22 protein-coding genes are annotated in these 19,349 nt (G+C 60.0%); 12 read left to right on the forward strand and 10 right to left on the reverse strand.

From position 1 onward, the window contains the following. Positions 1 to 11: 11 nt before the first annotated feature. Entirely contained in the window at positions 12 to 485 is a 474-nt protein-coding gene (locus tag P2081_RS11590) for a hypothetical protein (protein WP_232405157.1), read from the reverse strand. A 528-nt stretch (positions 486 to 1,013) separates the two neighbouring features. Here P2081_RS11590 and P2081_RS11595 point away from each other — a divergent pair. After that, positions 1,014 to 1,598, forward strand: coding sequence for a thymidine kinase (locus P2081_RS11595; RefSeq protein WP_278923029.1), 585 nt, complete (start codon positions 1,014 to 1,016; stop codon positions 1,596 to 1,598). A gap of 55 nt (positions 1,599 to 1,653) precedes the next feature. Here P2081_RS11595 and P2081_RS11600 read toward each other — a convergent pair whose 3' ends face one another. From P2081_RS11600 to P2081_RS11620, 5 genes are all read right to left on the reverse strand, one after another. Beyond that, positions 1,654 to 2,604 (reverse strand): 2-hydroxyacid dehydrogenase, encoded by a 951-nt coding sequence (locus P2081_RS11600; RefSeq protein ID WP_278923030.1) that lies wholly within the window; start codon positions 2,602 to 2,604, stop codon positions 1,654 to 1,656. Between the two features lie 2 nt (positions 2,605 to 2,606). After that, complete coding sequence (locus tag P2081_RS11605; RefSeq protein ID WP_278923031.1) at positions 2,607 to 2,945, reverse strand: tRNA-binding protein; 339 nt, start codon at positions 2,943 to 2,945, stop codon at positions 2,607 to 2,609. Beyond that, the gene (proC, locus tag P2081_RS11610; protein WP_278923032.1) at positions 2,938 to 3,753 is read right to left on the reverse strand and encodes a pyrroline-5-carboxylate reductase; all 816 of its coding nucleotides are present in this window, start codon (positions 3,751 to 3,753) and stop codon (positions 2,938 to 2,940) included. The genes P2081_RS11605 and proC overlap by 8 nt, the downstream gene beginning before the upstream one ends. A gap of 128 nt (positions 3,754 to 3,881) precedes the next feature. Then, complete coding sequence (locus P2081_RS11615; protein ID WP_278923033.1) at positions 3,882 to 4,382, reverse strand: type III secretion system chaperone family protein; 501 nt, start codon at positions 4,380 to 4,382, stop codon at positions 3,882 to 3,884. Positions 4,383 to 4,924: 542 nt separating this feature from the next. Continuing rightward, on the reverse strand, positions 4,925 to 5,167 hold the full coding sequence (locus P2081_RS11620) for an accessory factor UbiK family protein (protein ID WP_278923034.1): 243 nt from the start codon (positions 5,165 to 5,167) through the stop codon (positions 4,925 to 4,927). A 96-nt stretch (positions 5,168 to 5,263) separates the two neighbouring features. Between P2081_RS11620 and lgt the strand changes: the two genes are divergently transcribed. The 5 genes from lgt to P2081_RS11645 all read left to right on the forward strand — a co-directional run bounded on the left by lgt (position 5,264) and on the right by P2081_RS11645 (position 9,511). Beyond that, on the forward strand, positions 5,264 to 6,163 hold the full coding sequence (gene lgt / locus P2081_RS11625) for a prolipoprotein diacylglyceryl transferase (RefSeq protein ID WP_278923035.1): 900 nt from the start codon (positions 5,264 to 5,266) through the stop codon (positions 6,161 to 6,163). Further along, positions 6,160 to 7,230, forward strand: a complete 1,071-nt coding sequence (locus P2081_RS11630) for a class I SAM-dependent methyltransferase (RefSeq protein ID WP_278923036.1) — start codon at positions 6,160 to 6,162, stop codon at positions 7,228 to 7,230. Before lgt ends, P2081_RS11630 begins: the two co-directional genes overlap by 4 nt. Further along, the gene (gene pgeF / locus P2081_RS11635) at positions 7,227 to 7,982 is read left to right on the forward strand and encodes a peptidoglycan editing factor PgeF (protein ID WP_278923037.1); all 756 of its coding nucleotides are present in this window, start codon (positions 7,227 to 7,229) and stop codon (positions 7,980 to 7,982) included. Before P2081_RS11630 ends, pgeF begins: the two co-directional genes overlap by 4 nt. A 255-nt stretch (positions 7,983 to 8,237) precedes the next feature. Then, positions 8,238 to 8,405 (forward strand): hypothetical protein, encoded by a 168-nt coding sequence (locus tag P2081_RS11640; RefSeq protein WP_278923038.1) that lies wholly within the window; start codon positions 8,238 to 8,240, stop codon positions 8,403 to 8,405. 326 nt (positions 8,406 to 8,731) lie between these two features. Continuing rightward, positions 8,732 to 9,511, forward strand: coding sequence for a Hint domain-containing protein (locus P2081_RS11645; RefSeq protein ID WP_278923039.1), 780 nt, complete (start codon positions 8,732 to 8,734; stop codon positions 9,509 to 9,511). A gap of 60 nt (positions 9,512 to 9,571) precedes the next feature. Here P2081_RS11645 and P2081_RS11650 read toward each other — a convergent pair whose 3' ends face one another. Beyond that, complete coding sequence (locus tag P2081_RS11650; protein ID WP_278923040.1) at positions 9,572 to 10,072, reverse strand: Lrp/AsnC family transcriptional regulator; 501 nt, start codon at positions 10,070 to 10,072, stop codon at positions 9,572 to 9,574. Between the two features lie 301 nt (positions 10,073 to 10,373). Here P2081_RS11650 and trxB point away from each other — a divergent pair, with 301 nt between their 5' ends. The 5 genes from trxB (at position 10,374) to P2081_RS11675 (ending at position 17,044) form a co-directional block, all read left to right on the forward strand. Continuing rightward, the gene (gene trxB / locus P2081_RS11655; RefSeq protein WP_278923041.1) at positions 10,374 to 11,315 is read left to right on the forward strand and encodes a thioredoxin-disulfide reductase; all 942 of its coding nucleotides are present in this window, start codon (positions 10,374 to 10,376) and stop codon (positions 11,313 to 11,315) included. A 5-nt stretch (positions 11,316 to 11,320) separates the two neighbouring features. Then, the gene (locus P2081_RS11660; protein ID WP_278923042.1) at positions 11,321 to 11,659 is read left to right on the forward strand and encodes a ribonuclease E inhibitor RraB; all 339 of its coding nucleotides are present in this window, start codon (positions 11,321 to 11,323) and stop codon (positions 11,657 to 11,659) included. A gap of 163 nt (positions 11,660 to 11,822) precedes the next feature. Then, a complete protein-coding gene (locus tag P2081_RS11665; protein WP_278923043.1) occupies positions 11,823 to 13,508 on the forward strand; it encodes an adenylate/guanylate cyclase domain-containing protein in 1,686 nt (561 codons plus the stop codon). 179 nt (positions 13,509 to 13,687) lie between these two features. Then, the gene (locus P2081_RS11670) at positions 13,688 to 15,763 is read left to right on the forward strand and encodes a bifunctional sulfate adenylyltransferase/adenylylsulfate kinase (RefSeq protein WP_278923044.1); all 2,076 of its coding nucleotides are present in this window, start codon (positions 13,688 to 13,690) and stop codon (positions 15,761 to 15,763) included. 168 nt (positions 15,764 to 15,931) lie between these two features. After that, complete coding sequence (locus P2081_RS11675; protein WP_278923045.1) at positions 15,932 to 17,044, forward strand: hypothetical protein; 1,113 nt, start codon at positions 15,932 to 15,934, stop codon at positions 17,042 to 17,044. Here the strand turns inward: P2081_RS11675 and P2081_RS11680 are convergent. The 3 genes from P2081_RS11680 to P2081_RS11690 form a co-directional block, all read right to left on the reverse strand. Continuing rightward, a complete protein-coding gene (locus P2081_RS11680; protein ID WP_278923046.1) occupies positions 17,041 to 17,925 on the reverse strand; it encodes a PhzF family phenazine biosynthesis protein in 885 nt (294 codons plus the stop codon). The genes P2081_RS11675 and P2081_RS11680 overlap by 4 nt on opposite strands. A gap of 155 nt (positions 17,926 to 18,080) precedes the next feature. Next, positions 18,081 to 18,305, reverse strand: a complete 225-nt coding sequence (locus P2081_RS11685; RefSeq protein WP_278923047.1) for a DUF1150 family protein — start codon at positions 18,303 to 18,305, stop codon at positions 18,081 to 18,083. Positions 18,306 to 18,310: 5 nt separating this feature from the next. Then, positions 18,311 to 18,724: an Hsp20 family protein gene (locus tag P2081_RS11690; RefSeq protein WP_232405186.1), complete on the reverse strand. Its 414-nt coding sequence runs from the start codon at positions 18,722 to 18,724 to the stop codon at positions 18,311 to 18,313. 175 nt (positions 18,725 to 18,899) lie between these two features. On the opposite strand from P2081_RS11690, the gene P2081_RS11695 reads away from it, so the two are divergent. Then, positions 18,900 to 19,124: a YdcH family protein gene (locus tag P2081_RS11695; RefSeq protein ID WP_278923048.1), complete on the forward strand. Its 225-nt coding sequence runs from the start codon at positions 18,900 to 18,902 to the stop codon at positions 19,122 to 19,124. The last annotated feature ends 225 nt before the right edge of the window (positions 19,125 to 19,349 follow it).

The following is a 19,349-nucleotide window of genomic DNA, read 5'->3' on the forward strand; positions in this document are numbered from 1 at the left end:
ACCCTTTTGCGCTAGGCGCTTTCTTCTTCCAGATGCAGCTTCATATCCAACAGGACATGCTGCAACAGCACCGTTTCCCGCAACAGCCGCTTGGCTTCATTCACGGTGATAATACCGTCTTCGATTGCCGTCTGGTATTCGCTCATCAAAAAGGCAAACCGCTGGCTGAGCGCGATTACATCCGCGTTGACCCCGCCATTGCGACCCGCACCGCCTTCGGCATTGCCGCCACTTCTGCTTTCGTAAGACAGGGTGATATTCTTCAGATCCGCAAGCGCAGAGGTCACATGCGGATAAGAGGATTCTTTCTCCAGCTTGGCCACCGCATCCACCGGCATAAAACGATCAGCGTGTTCTGCGTTGTCTGAATAATACCGCCCCAAAGTTGCCTTGGATTTTCCGGTGATCTGGCAGGCCGCCTCAATCCCGACATCCTTTACCAGGGCCTCTGTATGCTTTTTCAGATAGGTACCAATCTCTGCCATTAACTCTCACCAGCTATGCCGCGCCAAAAGGGGAAGGTCGGGAAAAATTTCCCATAAGGGTGTTGTAAAGTATTTGTTATTCTTGCGCCATCCCTAAGGTTTTCAGGGATTTAGAGAGTGACGGAGGATATATTTCAGCCTCCATTTTATTGCGAAGTCGGCTTTGTGAGTGGGCTGTCTTCGAGAGAAAATGCATTTTCCCATGCTTTGAGATGGGCAAACTTTTCAAACAGGTACCCTTCCTGCCTGCCCGGTCACATTTGCCGGGCCTCCCCTTTCAGGCCATCACCTGCGAAGGATCGGGAAGGGTACGATTTGCTCTATCCCCGTACGCGGCCTCGGAGGATTGCCATTTTCCCTCTAGATTTAAGGGGATGCGCGTTGACCGCGCAACTCCACGGCTTGGCAGATCGCCAGAAGAGAACCATCAGCCGCGCCTACAACCGGGGGGCATTTCTGTCGTTCCGGCACCGCCACCGGCAGCTCTGCCCCTTGCCCAGCCCCGCTCCGGCGCGATATGGGAGCGCCATGGCAAAGCTCTATTTCAATTACTCAACCATGAACGCGGGAAAGTCGGCGGTTCTCTTGCAGGCCTCGCATAACTACCGTGAAAACAACATGGACACCTATCTGCTGACCGCGCAGATCGACACCCGTGAAGGCGCCGGAAGAATCGCTTCGCGCATTGGCATCAGCGCAGCTGCCGATACCTTCGCGCCGGACGATGATCTTTTTACCAAGATCAGCACCCGTCTGGCCCAGGGAAAACTGGCCAGCATTTTTGTTGATGAGGCCCAGTTCCTGACCCCTGATCAGGTCTGGCAGCTGGCCAATGTCGTGGATGATCTCGGCGTACCGGTGCTGTGCTACGGGCTGCGGGTGGATTTTCAAGGCCAGCTGTTTCCCGGCTCTGCCAGTCTCTTGGCGCTGGCCGATGAAATGCGCGAGGTCCGCACGATTTGCCACTGCGGGAAAAAGGCCACCATGGTGATCCGCCAGGATGGGACAGGCCGCGCCATCACCAAGGGCGATCAGGTGCAGATCGGCGGCAACGAAAGCTATGTTTCACTGTGCCGCCGCCACTGGCGCGCCGCCATGCGGGCGGGCGATTGACCTAACCGCCCTCGCCCCCCCCCCTGTTCCGCCCCTGTTTACCCAGGGGCCGGGTTCAGGCCAAATTTGGCGGCGTTTCACTGGCAAGCCCTGCGGCAAGGTTGTCCAGCGCCATATGGCCCATGGCGCTGCGCACCTCCTCGGTGGCGGTGCCCAGATGCGGCAGGAGCGTCACGTTATCCAAATCCCGCAGCGCCTGCGGCACCTCGGGTTCGAATTCATAAACATCAAGCCCCGCGCCTGCGATACCTCCCGCTTGCAGGGCGGCAATCAGCGCCGCCTGGTCGACCACCTCGCCGCGTGCGATATTGACCAGATGCGCCGTTGGCTGCATCGCCGCCAGCACCGCTGTATCGACAAGATGCCGCGTTTCAGCCCCACCCGGCACCGCCACCACCAGGAAATCCACCGCTGCGGCCATCTGTGTAAGGTCGGGCATCCGCACTGCGGCAAAATCCAGATCCTTGTCGCTGCGCGCGATGTAGGAAACCTGCATACCAAAGCCAAAGTGGCAGCGCCGGGCAATCGCGGCGCCAATCCGGCCCATCCCGACAACACCCAGCTTTTTGCCGGTCACATGCTGGCCCAGCATCTGGGTCGGATGCCAGCCAGACCAGTCGCCACTGCGCACCAGCCGTTCCCCCGCGCCTGCCCGGCGCGCCGACATCAGGATCAGCGTCAGGGCAATATCCGCCGTGGCATCGGTGACGGCACCGGGCGTGTTGCTCACCTGCACCCCATGGGCATGTGCAGCGGCCACATCGATATGATTGATCCCAACGCCAAAATTGGCCAAAAGCTTGCAGCGTGGGTTTGCCACTTCGGCAAAGACACTGGCATCAAAGGTATCGCCCAGCGTTGGCATCACCAGATCATAGTCCCGCAATGCGGCCGTCATCTCTTGCCGGGACATAACGCGGGTGTCAGCGCGAATATCAACATCAAACTCAGCCCGCGCGCGGGCCTCGACTGCGGCGGTCATCGGTCGTGTAATCAACAGCTTCATCGTCAATGCATCCTTCCCCCCAGCGGAACCGGCCCGTCGGGGCCAACCAGGCGAATTTCTCCGTCGTCATCCGGCAGCCCCAGCACCAGCACCTCTGACATGAATTTCCCGATCTGACGCGGCGGGAAATTCACCACCGCCAGCACCTGTTTGCCAATCAGCGTTTCCGGCGTGTAATGCGCCGTCACCTGGGCAGAGGTCTTTTTCTCGCCGATCTCAGCGCCAAAATCGATCCAGATCTTGATCGCCGGTTTGCGCGCCTCTGGATAGGGCTCCGCGCGGATCACCTCTCCGACGCGAATATCCACCTTCAGGAAGTCATCAAAATCAAGATCAGCCACGCGACAGCTCCTTTGATCGGTTGGCCGCCGCCGCAACGGCGCGTTTCAACAGATCGGGAAAGCCGCCCTCTTCCTGCATAAGAACCTCTAGCGCCGCCTGGGTGGTGCCATTGGGGCTGGTCACATTCATCCGCAGCTGGCTGGGGCTTTCCTCGGCGACCTTGGCCAATGCCCCGGCCCCGGCCACAGTGGCCTTGGCCAGTTTCATCGCCATGTCAGCCGGCAGGCCCTGGGCCTCTCCGGCGGCAGCCAGCGTTTCGATCAGGTGGAACACATAGGCCGGACCAGAGCCGCTGACCCCGGTGACTGCATCCATCTGGGCCTCGGACTCCAGGCGCAGGGTCTCGCCAATTGCGGACAGCAGCTCTTCGGTCACGTCAAGATCGGCGGCAGAGGCGCGCCGATTGCCAACCAGTGCCGTGATGCCCTGGCCAATGGCGGCAGGGGTGTTGGGCATGGCGCGCACAATCGGCGTCTGATCGCCCAGGATCTCTTCGAAACTGGCAATTGACGTGCCTGCCGCAACCGACACAAACAGCGTCTTGCCATTGCCCAGCGCCTGCAATTTTGGCAATGCCGCGCCCATCATCTGGGGCTTTACCGCCACCAGCACCAAAGCTGGCTCTCCGGGCAGGTCTTGATTGATATGCACCCCAGTGCCCTGCAACCACTCTGACGGGTGTGGGTCCAGCACCCAGACCGAGCTTGCAGGCAATCCGCCCTCCAGCCAACCTGCCAGCATAGCCGAGCCCATTTTGCCGCAGCCCAGCAGAACCAGCCCGCCGGTTTCAATCTGTGATATGGTCATCTGTTCATCTTCCCAAGTCAATCGCGCGTCACGTATCGGCCAATGCACAAAATGTCAGGGGTTCAGCCGACCGCGCCAAACGGCGCCCGCCGCACAAGTTTCCAAAAATACCCTAGAACGGCAAGATCTTATGCCCGGCCGTAGGTCTCTGCAATGGCGACCTGAATAGCATCTTTGGGGGATCTGTCAGCCCAGGTGGTCAGCTGGATCGCCGGATAGTAGCGCTCGCAGCTAGACACTGCCGCATGGATCATCGCGTCGATCTGCTCGGGGCTGGCCGATTGCCCGCCCGCCAGAACCAGCCCATAGCGATAGAGCATCACCTTGTGATCCGCCCAATAGGTGAAACCGCCTGCCCAGCACTGATCATTCATCAGATTGATCAGCTCATACAGCTGCGGAATCATCGCGGTGGGTGGTTCCATCTCAAAGCTGCAAATCAGCCGCAGCGTTTCTTCATAACCTGACCAGGCAAGGGTCAGCGAATAGGTGCGCCACTGACCTTCGACGGCCATGGCGATCTGATCGTCGCCAATGCGGTCAAAATCCCAATCATGATGCGCAGCAAGGTTTTCGACGATGTCAATCGGGTGTGCCTCGTCGTCCAGAAGATATTCGGAAAGGGCCATAGTCTCACCTCTCGGGTCTCTAACCGCTGGGGCACTGCGTGCCCGCTACAGCTAGGTTTCTGGTCTACAGAACGAGGAGCATCCCCGCCTCTATACCATATATGGTGGCAAGAGGGAGTGATCCTGGCAACCCTTTATCTGGGGATATCTGCAATAAGTTGTGGACGAAAGCGCTTCAGCCGCAAAATATTGCATACTAGGCCGCCTCGCACCTTCCACGGCCTGGCCATGAACAGGACCGGCACCCCCGGCACAGCAACAGGCCGCGAAAGCATAAATCGACGGGAAGGCCGCGCGGGTACTGCCCAGCGCAACAGAGGGTGAGGGTAGCAGAGAGACACAGATCCAATGCCCCCTTGCCCCCAAACAGCGGCGCAGAGGCACGGGCGAGGACAGCCAAGCTAGCGCCCTGAAAAATCGACGCAGGCAGGATGGAATGGGTCAACCACGTCAGGCGCAGGCACAGCACGCCATCACGTTGCGCCGTACAGCACAGCGGACGAAAAGCACCCGGCAAACAGCGCCAGGCAGATCAGCCTCACTTAGCCCTTGGCTTCAAGCGCCTCCAGGCGCAACTTCAGGGCCTCGTTTTCTTCGCGTGCCTTTTGCGCCATGGCGCGTACCGCATCAAATTCTTCGCGGGTGACAAAATCGTGGTCGGCCAACCAACGATCCATCAGCCCCTTCATCGCGGTATCTGCTTCGTCCTTTGCACCCTGGGCCACGCCCATCGCATTGGTCATCAGCTGGGAAATATCATCCATGATCTTGTTGCGGCTCTGCATCATCTTCTCCGTATCGCTCTCCCCCCCTATATGGGGTGCAAAGGGTCATCGGCAAGCCGTTGACTTCCCTTCACGACCAGAGGCATTCAGGACCACATGCAGGCCATGATCCCATTCCCCGATATTTCGCCCGAGATTTTCTCGATTTCCCTGTTTGGCATGGAGTTTGCCCTGCGTTGGTACGCCCTGGCCTATATTGTTGGCATCGTGATTGCCTGGCGCCTGGCGGTCGCTGCGCTGAAAACGCAGCGCCTTTGGCCCGCGCAAACCCCACCAATGCAGCCCCAGCAGGTCGAAGATTTGATGACCTGGATCATTCTTGGGGTGATTCTCGGGGGGCGGCTTGGCTTTGTGCTGTTCTACCAGCCGGGCTACTATCTCAGCCATCCGATGGAAATTCTGCGCATCTGGCAGGGCGGCATGGCCTTTCACGGCGGCCTGCTTGGGGTGATTGTCGCGACCTGGGCCTATGCCGCACGCCACGGGATCGCCAAGATACAGATGGCCGATCTGGTCGCCTATACGGTGCCGACGGGGTTGCTGCTAGGGCGACTGGCCAATTTCATCAACGCCGAGCTATGGGGCCGCCCCACCGAGCTGCCCTGGGGCGTGGTCTTCCCGGGGGACGCGGCGCAAAGCTGCGGACAGGCCCTGGGCGCGCTCTGCGCCCGTCATCCATCGCAGCTCTATGAAGCGCTGCTGGAGGGGCTGGTGCTGGGCGGCCTGCTAATCTGGCTGGTCTGGCGGCGTCAGGCATTCTTGCGCCCAGGTCTGGCCCTGGGCCTGTTCCTGGCGGGATATGGCGCGGCGCGCTTCCTGGTAGAGTTCTTTCGCCAGCCCGATGCGCATTTTGTCAGCCCGGGCAACCCGCTGGGACTGGCCTGGCAGCTGGGCGGTTATGGTCTGACGATGGGGCAAATCCTGTCGCTGCCGATGATTGCGCTGGGGCTGTACTTTGCTCTGCGAGCTCGGCCCGTGGTGGGTGCCCCGGCATGACATCGCTGCTGGATCAGCTGGCCGCCCGTATCCGAAGCGACGGTCCGATCAGCCTGGCTGATTATATGGCAGACTGCCTGCTGCATCCGGAACATGGCTATTACACCCGCCAGCAACCCTTTGGCACGACAGGGGATTTCACCACTGCGCCAGAGATCAGCCAGATGTTTGGCGAACTCATCGGCCTGTCGCTGGCGCAAAGCTGGCTGGATCAGGGCGCCCCCAAGGTCTTTACCCTGGCCGAACTGGGCCCCGGACGCGGCACCCTGATGGCGGATCTGTTGCGCGCCACCCGCGCCGTGCCCGGCTTTCACACCGCGCTGCGCCTGCATCTGGTTGAGGCCTCGCCAAGCCTGCGCCGCACCCAGGCCGAGACCCTGCAAGGCTATGAGGTCACCTGGGCCGACAGCATAGAGGCGCTGCCGCAGCAGCCGCTGTTCCTGGTGGCCAATGAATTTTTTGATGCCCTTCCCATCCGCCAGTTTGTCCGCGATGGGGATGGCTGGCGCGAACGCTGCGTTGGCCTGGCCGAGGGCGCGCTGTGCTTCGGGCTTGGCCCTGCAGCACCACAGCCCGCGCTGGAACACCGCCTGGCCGATACCAAATCCGACGATCTGGTAGAGCTATGCCCCGCAAGCCCCCCCATCACGGCCAGCCTGGCCCAGCGCATTGCCCAGCATGGCGGCGCTGCGCTGATCATCGACTATGGAGACTGGCGTTCTTTGGGTGACACGCTACAGGCGTTGAAATCGCATGCACCAGTGGATCCTCTGCTTGTGCCAGGGACTGCCGACCTGACCGCGCATGTGGATTTTGAAGTGCTGTGCAGCGTGGCGACCGGTGCGGGCTGTAGCCACAGCAGGGTCACACCGCAGGGGGTCTTTCTGGAGCGGCTTGGCATAACCGAACGCGCCCGCGCCCTGGCGAACCGACTGGAGGGCGCCGCGCTCGACAGCCTGGTTGCCGCACATCGACGGTTGACGCACCCGGATGAAATGGGAAACCTGTTCAAAGTTCTGGGGATCACCCCCGCCACGACCTCATTACCACCTGGATTGATCTCATGACGCTGGAAATTCTGACCTCTGATCTACTGGACGGTGTTCATCACGGGTTCTTCACCCGTCGCGGTGGTGCCTCTACCGGCGTGTTCAAGGGGTTGAACTGCGGCTTCGGCTCTAGCGATCAGCGTGATGCGGTAACGCTGAATCGCGCGCGCGTGGCCAAGGCCATGCAGGTGGCACCAACAGCGCTGGTTGGGGTGCATCAGGTGCATTCCGCCGATGTGGCGGTGATCACCGCCCCCACCACCGACCGCCCGCGCGCCGATGCCATGGTGACCAAAACGCCCGGAATCGCCCTTGGGATTCTGACCGCCGACTGCCAGCCCGTGCTGTTTGCCGATGCCGAGGCAGGGGTCATTGGTGCCGCCCATGCAGGGTGGCGCGGCGCATTGGACGGCGTGCTGGAGGCTACGTTGAACGCGATGGAAGACCTCGGCGCTGATCGCAGCAAGACCCATGCAGTGATCGGCCCGTCCATTTCGCAACGCGCCTATGAGGTGGGACCGGAGTTCTACGAAGACTTCCTGCAGCAAGACCCGGATCACGCCCGTTTCTTTGCCAATGGTACGGCGGGGCGCTATCAGTTCGACCTGCCCGGCCTGGGGCTGCACCTGCTGCGCACCGCAGGCATTGGTCAGGTCGAATGGACCCGCCATTGTACCTATAGCGATGCGGATATGTTTTATTCCTACCGACGCACCACCCACGCGGGGGAAGCCGACTACGGAAGGTTAATTTCCTGCATCGCCCTATAGGGTCGAAATCAGGGCAGCGCCGCACAGGTTTGGCCCCATTTCGCCGCAGATGACACCCGGATCTCAAAAACGTAATAAAATAAAATTAAATATCAACACCTTAACCGGGAAACATTCGAACACGGTGCCGCAGCCCGAGGTAACTCTGTGCTTGGGAATTTCCATGGGCCAGCCATATTCATGACGCAATGATTACCGATAGTAAGCTGAAACAAGCCTTGGGTAACACCGAGGCCTACAGCTGGGAGTTGCAAAATGAGCACCGGATCACGTTTTCTAAAATCGATGATTTCAGAAGCAAAATCAGATATTCAGCGGCTCCCTTGGCAGAAACATTGCAAAAGGCAGCTGCCGCAGTCCAGACAGCCATTTACGCTGGATCCCGCGGAGAGCGACCTGTCTGCGCAACAGCAGCGCGCCTAGCATAGGGCCGATCCGCCTGCGCCACTGCCAATCCTGATCGAAAACCACGACAAACCGCCCGTAAACAGCCCGCAAACCATGCGATATCTGTGAGCGCAGTGACCCTTTCTTAGGTATTCGCCACCACACTCGCCTAAGGAAACGCCCGCAGGATGCTCTGGCTATTGGCCGCATCTCGCAGATTGACCAAATAGTAACCCGTAAAGCACTTTGGTGCAGAGCCATATTATGCAGACAATAATCTTTCCCCCAAACCACCCTGCCAGTTCGCTGCGCCGATGGGGATCGGCATTCGGGTGGCAGGGCCGACCGAAGGGCCAGATCACATGACCCTGCCACTGTCACTCCAACAGGCCGCGGCCAGGGCTTCCGAAGCCCGGGCCTTGCTTCAGGATCCGGCGACCCTTCGCCTGGGCACAAAGCCCCAGCTGCGCCGCTATGAGGTGAGCACCCTGCTGCCCGATGGCGCAATCGCTGAAACCCGCCATATCGCCCCAGCCCTGCCGATTTTCGAAGATGCCTTCAGCGCCTTTACCCGAGGATCAATGGTGGATACCTGCAACGGGCCAATCGCCGTCGAAGACCTGCTGCCCGGCGACCAGCTGATCACCCAGGACGGCTCTTGCCAGCCGCTGATCTGGAAAGGCAGCACCAGCCTGGTGCCCGCCCGCGCTGATGCCAAGGGGCGCAGCCATCGCCTGACCAGTTTCATGGCTGACAGCCTGGGCCTGCAAAAGCCAACCTCCTGCGTGGTGGCGGGGCCTGCTGCGCGGCTCTTGCGGATGCCGCCACATCTGCGGGTCGGCACCGATCGACCACCGCTGCTGACCCTGGCGGAAGAATTTCAGGATGGCATGAACATCTTTGAAACCGCGCCACCGACAGTGGTGGATCTGTTTCACCTTTGCCTGCCCAAACATGCGGTGATCCGGGTCGGCGGGTTAGAGTTCGAGACCTATCATCCCGGCCCAGAGGCGCTGAAGCTGGTCAGCTATGCCATCAAGACCCTCTATCTCAACCTCTTTAGCCATATCGATACGATTTCAGGCTTTGGCCCACTGGCCTATGAGCGCAGCCAGGCCCCAGAACGTGGTGACCAGCCCTAGCCGGGCCATCACCCTTGGCCAAACAGCCGCAGCAAGATAGGAAATGGGGGATCGCGCGGCTCAGGCCTCGCGCTGCAGCCGTTCTTCCAGAACATCAAAGGGCACCCCTGGTTCATCCTTGGCACCACGGATCACCAGCGATGTCTTCACGCTGGCCACATTTGGAGTGGTCAAGAGCTGCGCTGTCAGAAAGCTTTGAAAGGTGCTCAGATCCGGAGCGACGCATTTCAGGATGAAATCCACCTCACCGTTCAGCATGTGACACTCGCGCACCAAGGGCCAACTGCGGCATTGCTCTTCAAAGGCGGTGAGTTCGGATTCGGCCTGGCTTTCCAGCCCCACCATAGCAAAGACCTGCACCTCAAAGCCCAGCTCGCGGGCGTTGACATCGGCGTGGTAGCCGCCGATCAGTCCAGCCTCTTCCAGGGCGCGCACCCGGCGCAGGCAGGGCGGGGCAGAAATGCCCACACGCTTGGCCAACTCGACATTAGTCATGCGCCCATCGGCCTGCAACTCCGAGAGTATCTTGCGATCAATCGGATCAAGACGGGTTGTGACCATGGTGTAAAGCTCCTGTCAGATTGCGTTTCTTATAGCACTGCTGCAAGACTGCGCAATATTATTTCACAATGGCGCAATATTCTTTGCCCCTACCAAGTTCAAGCGGCAAACGCCCCCTCCCCTAGGTCGCGCAGCCGGTGCCGCAGATCACACCAAATCGTGCGCCCCAGGCCCCGCCTTGCCCGCGCAACAGGGGTTTAAGAGCCGCCCCCCTATCGTTATATGCAAGCCTGACGGCGGCCACGGACGCCATTTTTGCTGATTCAATGTGCAAATACTGCGCAGTTATTGGGGATACGAGATGAGCGACACGCGCCACACCAAGGTTTTGATCATTGGCTCCGGTCCAGCCGGCTATACCGCTGGCGTCTATGCCGCCCGCGCCATGCTGGAACCCATCCTGGTGCAGGGCATCGAGCCCGGCGGCCAGCTGACCACCACCACCGAAGTGGAAAACTACCCCGGCTTTACCGAGGTGCAGGGCCCGGATCTGATGATCAAGATGCAGGAACATGCCCAGGCCATGGGCTGCGAAATCATCGGCGACATCATCACCTCGCTCGACACCTCTGCGCGTCCCTTCACCGCCAAGGGCGACAGCGGCACCACCTATACGGCGGATGCTGTGATCCTGGCCACGGGCGCCCGTGCCAAATGGCTGGGTCTGGAAACTGAAGACAAGTTCAAGGGCTTTGGCGTTTCCGCCTGCGCAACCTGTGACGGTTTCTTTTATCGCGGCCAGGAAATCGTGGTAATTGGTGGCGGCAACACCGCAGTCGAAGAAGCGCTGTTCCTGACCAATTTTGCCTCCAAGGTGACGTTGATCCACCGCCGCGACGAACTGCGCGCCGAAAAGATCCTGATTGATCGGCTGATGAAAAACCCCAAGATTGAGCCGCTCTGGTTCCATGAACTGGATGAGGTGATCGGCAGCGAAAGCCCGCTTGGGGTTGAGGGCGTGCGCGTCAAACACAGCAAGACTGGCGAAATCACCGAGATCCCCTGCAAGGGCGTCTTTGTGGCCATCGGTCACGCCCCGGCCAATGAACTGGTCAAGGATAGCCTTGAAATGCACAATGGCGGATACGTCTCGGTCAAGCCCGGCACCACCGAAACCTCGGTTCCCGGGATCTTTGCCGCAGGAGATCTGACCGATCACAAATACCGCCAGGCGGTGACCTCGGCCGGAATGGGCTGCATGGCCGCGCTGGACGCGGAACGCTTTATCGCGGAACAGGAGTAAGCCGGATGCCGCAGGATTTCGACACCCAGCGCGCCGAAACCGTAGCGGCATTCAACGCCCTGCAGGCCGAACATGGCCTGCCCGAGGTGGCGGACGTGGATTATTTCTTTGTCCCCACCCACGACGGGGCCGATTGGCGTGCCTTGGCAGAGGAGCTGAGCCGCAGCGAGTATAGCTGCACCTATGTCAGTGCCGATGACGCAGAAGATGGTGCCCCCTATCTTGCCGCGACGCTGTCAGATCAGATGGTTTCGGCCACCGGCATCTGGATCGGCGAGGAAGTGGCCACCCGCGCCGCACTGAAGCATGGGTTTTCCCCCGATGGCTGGGGGCTGGAGAGCTAGACACCGCCCTCGCCCGGCCCTGGCCCCGGCCCCAGCCCTGGCATCGGCACGGCCGCCGCAGGATCGACCCAGGATCGACGGGGCATTGCCCTGCCATTGACCCGGGCGGCTACGCCCGGCACTCTGCTTCTGGACAGAACCCACAAGACAGGAGAAGCGGCGGGTGGCAAGCGCACTCTGGCAGGGGAATTGGATCACCCGCACCAGGATAATCACCGGGCTGGTGTTGATGACCTATGCTTTCTTTCATTTCATCAACCTTGGGCTTGGACTGTTTTCACCAACCGCGATGGAGGCGATGCAAGACGCGCGCCATGTCATTACGCGCAATCCCCTGGGGATTGTCATCATGGCAAGTTCCCTGTTGCTGCATCCTGGCCTCGCGCTGTGGCGGCTGGCGCGCAAACGTAGCCTGCGCATGCCCCTGGGCGAGGCTGTTCAGACCATTCTGGGCCTGCTGATCCCGCTGCAGCTCTTGTCCCACATCACCCATAGCTCTGTTGCGCATCACCTCTTTGCAGTGCGCGATGACTACCCCTATATTATCGTGCTGATGTGGAACAGCCCGGTGATCTGGTGGCAGTCGGCGCTGCTGCTGGTGGTCTGGATCCATGGCTGCATAGGGCTGCATTTCTGGCTGCGCCTCACACGATGGTGGCGCAAGACCCTCCCCTACATGATCGGACTGGCGGTTTTCATTCCCAGTTTCGCCCTGGCCGGATTGCTGAGCGAAGGGCGGCGGATCTATGACATCTTTGTCGAGGGCAGCAGGCGCGCCGATCTGATGGCCTATTTCAATTGGCCCACCCCCGAGAGTTTTGCCACCCTGCGCCTGACCGAAACCCGGCTATTACAGATCTTCTTGCTGCTGCTTGCCCTGACTGCCTGCGCCTATGCGATACAAAAGCTGCGCCGCAATGGCCGATCCGTGCGTATCAGCTATTCCGACGGCCCCTCGATTACCGCGGAAAAGGGCATGACCCTTTTGGAAATGTCACGCAGCCACGCAGTGCCCCATACCTCCCTCTGCGGCGGCAAGGGCCGCTGCACCACCTGCCGGGTCGTGATCGACGCGGGCAGCGACAGCCTGCCCCCCCCTGCCCCACCCGAGGCACGCAGCCTGGCGGCGGTCAAAGCCCAGACCAATATGCGGCTGGCCTGCCAGATCCGCCCAGAGACACCACTCACCGTGACCCGCATGTTTCACCCCAACGGCCGTCGAAAGCGCGCCCATGCCAGCCAGGGGCGTGAACAGCAGCTGGCGATCCTGTTCCTCGACATGCGCGGCTTTACCGCCCGCACCTCTGCGCAATTGCCCTATGATGTGGTCTTTTTGCTGAACCGATTCTTTGATGCGGTTGTCCCCTGCGTCACCAGCAGCGGCGGCCATGTGGACAAATACCTTGGCGATGGCTTTCTTGCCGTCTTTGATGCGGCAGAGGCCAAGCAATCCGCCCAGGCGGCGCTTCGGGCCGCCAGCCAGATTGGCCTGGCACTTGAAACCTTCAACCAGACCCTGCAGGCGGAAGGGGATGAACCCATAAAGATCGGCATGGGGCTGCATCTGGGCGAGTTGGTCATTGGCGAGATTGGCGCCGCAGGCCATGCCCCACGCACCATCATCGGTGATACCGTCAATGCCGCCAGCCGCCTGGAGGGCGCCAGCAAGAACGAAGGGGTCGAGTTGATGGTTTCGGCCGCAGTATTATACGCGGCAGGCTACGCCACCTCAGATCTCGATCTGCGCAGCTTTCATCTGCGCGGCGTCGCAGAGCCGCTGATGGCCCTTGCCCTGCGTCAGGCTGCGACACTTCCCGAAATTTTGCAAAAATCTGAACCACAGTCCTGATTATCCCTGCCGGACGGGACAGTATTACGGCAATCAAGGCCATAGCAGATCAAATGGCGTTGCAGCGCAGCAACGCCTCCCGATCCCAAGCATTGCAGGTATTTTTGGCCTTTGCTCGCAGGGCCATTTATGCGATGCGTTCACGCGTGAACACACATTGACCCAGATACCATCGCGCCATGACACTGCCCGCCACACCCGCCACCCCAAACGAGGAAGACCAGATCTTCCGCCTCCTGCGCCAGCTTGATCTGGCACCGGAGGCGTCACAGCGCGCCACGGCAACAGCGCTGGGTCTTTCTTTGGGGCGATTGAACACACTGTTGCGCAGTGTCGCCGATAGCGGGCTGATAACCATAAGCGACAGGGCTGGCCCCGATAAGCGGCAGCGCTTTGCCTACACGCTGACACGACGTGGCGCCGCTGAAAAAAGACGACTCACCGATCAATTCCTCTCCCGCAAGCTGGCTGAATACGATGTGCTGCACGCGGAACTTACCGGCACCGCAAGCGGCTTGCCCCATATCAAACACAGGACTCATCCAATGCAGAATAACCTGGCTCCTATCCCCGAGCTCTATGTCTCCTATGACTCTGCCCAGAAGCTGAAAACCGAGGCGGGCGAACTGAAAAGCCACGACCTGACCCCACGCCAGATCTGCGATCTTGAACTGCTGATGAACGGCGGCTTCAACCCGCTGAAAGGCTTCCTGACCGAGGAAGACTACAACGGTGTTGTGGAAAACATGCGCCTGGCCGACGGCACGCTCTGGCCAATGCCGATCAATCTGGATGTATCCGAAGAATTTGCCGCCTCGCTGGAAGTGGGCGAGGATATCGCACTGCGCGATCAGGAAGGCGTGATCCTGGCAACCATGACTGTCACCGACAGCTGGACGCCAAACAAAGCACGCGAAGCCGAAATGGTGTTTGGCGCCGACGATGCCGCACACCCTGCGGTCAACTACCTGCACAATCAGGCCGGCAAGATCTATCTGGGTGGCCCTGTCACCGGCATCCAGCAGCCTGTGCACTATGACTTCCGCGCCCGTCGCGACACCCCGAACGAACTGCGCGCCTACTTCCGCAAGCTGGGCTGGCGCAAAGTTGTGGCCTTCCAGACCCGCAACCCGCTGCACCGCGCCCACCAGGAACTGACCTTCCGCGCCGCGCGTGAAGCCCAGGCCAACCTGCTGATCCACCCGGTTGTCGGCATGACCAAACCCGGCGATGTCGATCACTTTACCCGCGTGCGCTGCTACGAGGCCGTGCTGGACAAATACCCCGCCTCCACCACCTCGATGAGCCTGCTGAACCTGGCGATGCGTATGGCAGGCCCCCGCGAAGCGGTCTGGCACGGGCTGATCCGCAAGAACCACGGCTGCACCCATTTCATCGTTGGCCGCGACCACGCTGGCCCTGGCAAGAACTCGGCCGGTGAAGATTTCTATGGCCCCTATGATGCGCAGGATCTGTTCCGCACCCATCAGGAAGAAATGGGCATCGAAATGGTCGATTTCAAACATATGGTTTGGGTGTCCGAGCGCGCCCAATATGAAGCCATCGACGAGATCGAAGACAAGGATAACGTTACCATCCTCAACATTTCCGGCACCGAGCTGCGCCGCCGCCTCTCCGAGGGTCTGGAGATCCCCGAGTGGTTCTCTTTCCCTGAAGTGGTCAAGGAACTGCGCCGCACCAAGCCACCGCGTTCCAAGCAGGGCTTTACCGTCTTCCTGACCGGCCTGTCCGGATCCGGCAAATCCACCATCGCCAACGCGCTGATGATCAAGCTGATGGAAATGGGCGGCCGCCCCGTGACCCTGCTGGATGGCGATATCGTGCGTAAGAACCTCAGCTCCGAGCTGGGCTTCTCGAAAGAGCACCGCGACCTCAACATCCGCCGCATCGGCTATGTGGCGTCCGAGATCACCAAGAACGGCGGCATCGCCATCTGTGCGCCCATTGCGCCCTACGCCACCACCCGCCGGGCCGTGCGTGAAGATGTCGAAGCCTTTGGTGCCTTTGTGGAAATCCACGTCGCCACCTCGCTGGAAGAATGCGAACGCCGCGACCGCAAGGGCCTGTACAAACTGGCCCGTGAAGGCAAGATCAAGGAATTCACCGGGATCTCTGATCCCTATGACGTGCCCACCAACCCCGAGCTGAGCGTCGAGACCGAAAACGTCGATGTCGACAACTGCGCGCATCAGGTGCTGCTGAAGCTGGAAAACATGGGCCTGATCTCCGGCTAAGGTGCGATCAGCCCCGCCAGGCTGCCACAGGCAGTCAACAAATATCAGCGACGCGCGTCCCTTTTGACGAAGGGGCGCGCGTTATTTTATGGCGATTTCGGCGGTATTCACACTTTCGTGTAGGCGGTTTCCCACCTAAACTGGGCCTATTCACAGGTAAAGATACAGATGCCCCAGCAGATTAAGACTCATGTTTTCACCGACATTCCCCAGATTTCATTTCTCAAACAAGCACCCGGCGGACTATCGCAGATTGGAAATGTCAGGTTCACCTTTGGCTCTACCGTCCCGGAAGATACCGACGTCCTGATCGCGTTTAACCGCGCCTCGTACACAATCAAAAGCCGGGTACCGCGCGAACGCAGCATCTTTATCGCAGCGGAACCGGATGTCATTCACCCCTATAGCTGCCGCTTTCTCAATCAGTTTGGCCTGGCCCTGACCACCACGGACAAACCGCTGACCACCAAGAAATGGCACCGGGCCGTCTGCTGGTATTGGTGGGTTGGTACCGATTTTTCGGGTCAGCGCGCGCCGCATGGCTATGACTGGTTCAAGACTCTGGCCATCCCAGCGAAACAAGACAAAATCGCGATCGTCACCTCGAACAAGGTCTATACGGAATTTCACCGCAAGCGCATGCGCTTTGTCGAGGCCATGACCCAGCTGATCCCGGAACATATCGAACTATACGGTCGCGGCTTTACCCCGGTTGATGACAAGGCCGACGCGCTGCTGCCCAACAAATACAATCTTGCGATTGAAAACGGCGAAGGCCCGCATGTCTGGACAGAGAAGCTGACCGATCCATGGCTGTGCTGGTCCTTTCCCTTCTATGCCGGCTGCACCAATGTGCCTGCGTATTTCCCAGAAGACAGCTTTGCGACCCTGGACCTTAGCAACCCGGAACAGGAAGCCCAGCGCATGGTCCGCGATATGCAAAATGGCCGCTGGGAAGGCGCCCAGGCAGCCATTCGCACCGCCCGAGACAAAGTTCTGGAAGAAGAGAACATCATGCAGCTGATGATCCGCCTGTCGCACCAGGCGATGGCGCAGCCGGTACAATCAGACGAGCGCAGGGAGAATTACATCTGGTCAGAACGGTCCCTATGGCCGGAAAAGGGATGCCGCGGTTCGGTTGGCGAATGGATTTTTCGCAATTCGATCCTGATGTTCGACCCCGAAGCAGAGCTGAAGACCCAAGGGCTGCGCCGCGCCTGGGACCGCAGGAAATCCAAACGCCGCGCAGAACGTGACGCCCGACGCCTGAAGCGGGGTTAGGCTGAATCCGGCAGATCCACCGTGCCGCGCATCAGCACGTACCCTGTGCCCGCAACCCGGATCCCTTCGGGGGCCTCGGCGGGGCCAACCAGGCTGATACGCGCCTGCCCAGGGCGACCCATGCCATGGCCCTGTTCGGCCACAAAGCTATCTTTCTGCATCAGGCCGTTGCGCCACAGATAGGCGCCCATCGCGCCGCTGGCAGAGCCGGTGAACGGATCTTCCGGCGGACTGGGGGGCGCCATCAGCGACCGCGCATAGGTATCGCCCACTTCTGTGGCCCCCTGCAGGGTCACCAGAAAGGGTTCCATCATATCAATCCCATCCGCCCCCTGCGCCTGCCCCAGCCGCGCCAGTGCCGCGAGGTCAAGCCGGGCTGCTGCCAGCGCCTCCTGGTCCTTCAGCACGGTAATACAAAAGGGCAACCCGGTAGAGACCGTTTGCGGCCGCCCCAGAATGGCCTCGACCGGCAGCGAAATTGCTGCGGCCACCAGAGCCGAATCGGGACAGAGGCCGAACTGCGGCGCCACCTGGGTCATTTCGATCTGATCCCCGCGCACCGCGACTGGCACGACACCTGCCCCGGTTTCCAACCGCAGCGCGCCATCACCAATCAGGCCGCGGTCGCGCAGCGCCGCCACGGTGGCAATGGTAGGATGGCCGGCAAAGGGGATCTCGCGGCTGGCCAGGAAATAGCGCACCTGAAGGTCTGCCACCTCAGAAGGGCCGGTGAAGGTGCATTCCACCAAAGACGTTTCGCGCACATAGGCGGTGCAGATATCGACCGGCAAATGCGCCCCCCCATGAACCACCGCACAGCCATTGCCGCCAAAGGCACGATCCGAAAACGCATCGACCCAATCAAAATCATATCTGCCCATCACGCCCCACCTGTTTGGCTGAGTTTTGCCAAAGCATAACACACCTAAACGACGTGAATACCACCTCTGGCCATCGCAAACAAAAGCGCCCCCTCGGATGAGAGGGCGCAGAAGCGTTTTGAGGCCAGAGCCTACAGGTGTTTCGAGGCCAGGGCCTAGTGCACAGCAACCGGAGAAAGGTCATTCTGACGCGCCAGCAAGAATGCCAGCTTCCGGTCAGTGACGACCGCCAGCTGCTCGCCCTCGGAATCATGCACGGCATAGAGTAGATCGCGCCCTTCGGCATTGGCCTGCACGTCCTTAGGCAGATCAGATACCGCGACCGCTTTGACATAGACGATACGCGGACCGGTGGAATTGGTGTCAAATGGCGTTTGCATTGCTCTTACCCCTTTTTGATATTGATCGTCTGAACCACAGTTTCCGGACGCGAGCGTGTGAGATCAACGTGCAACAGCCCGTTTTCCATAACCGCCTCGCCCACATCGACGCCATCCGCCAACACAAACATGCGCTGAAACTGGCGCGCCGCGATTCCCCGGTGCAAAAAGACCCGCCCGTCGCCGTCATCGCCCTGTCGGCCACGGATTACCAGTTGCCGATCTTCGACGGTGATCGCCAGATCAGACTCGGCAAAACCTGCCACAGCGAGGGTGATGCGATAGGAAAAGTCGGAAGTTTGTTCAATGTTATAAGGTGGATAGCCTTCGTTTCCAGATTTCGCAGAGCGTTCCAGCAGGCGTTCCAACTGTTCAAACCCCAGCATGTGCGGGTATGAACCCAAGGTGAGTTTCGACACGTGTATCGTCCTTTTACTTCAAAGCGACGTTGATCCACAGTCCCTGAGCGGCAACTGCATATCTAGAATATGGTGACTTATATAGAATTCTCAAGTCTCTGACCGCTAGGTCTAGCGGAAAAGGCGTTAAGGAAGTACCTTAGCCCTCCCGGTTCCCTTATGGTTTGAGTCGCCCATGAATGCTCCTGCTGATATGTCAATGAAGAACGACGAGGTTCTCACAGTCGAGCTGGCAGTCTTTCGCAGACAGCACCGCGATCTGGATGAGGCGATCACCGCCCTGCAGGAACGTGGCACCAGCGATCAGCTGACAATCCGACGGCTGAAAAAGCAAAAACTCGGCCTGAAAGATAAGATCTCGCAGATCGAAGACCGCCTGACACCCGATATCATTGCCTGACGTCACGGCCTGCCCCGCGCCACGGCGGATTGCCCCCCCAATGCCCCCTTCCCCCGCCTGAGGGAGGGCAAGGGTTGCCGCTAAGGATTTCAGCCAAACGGGTATCTGCACGGCGCGGCCTCTTCAAGGGCAAGCCGCCCTCTACAGCACATCACCGCATTGTCGCATTGCACCATGGACAAGTTTGACTATAGTGCGCACTCCTTCCACCCAAGCAGTCTTCCC

Origin of the sequence: Pseudophaeobacter profundi, assembly GCF_029697505.1 — a bacterium.
GTDB classification, from domain to species: Bacteria; Pseudomonadota; Alphaproteobacteria; order Rhodobacterales; family Rhodobacteraceae; genus Pseudophaeobacter; species Pseudophaeobacter profundi.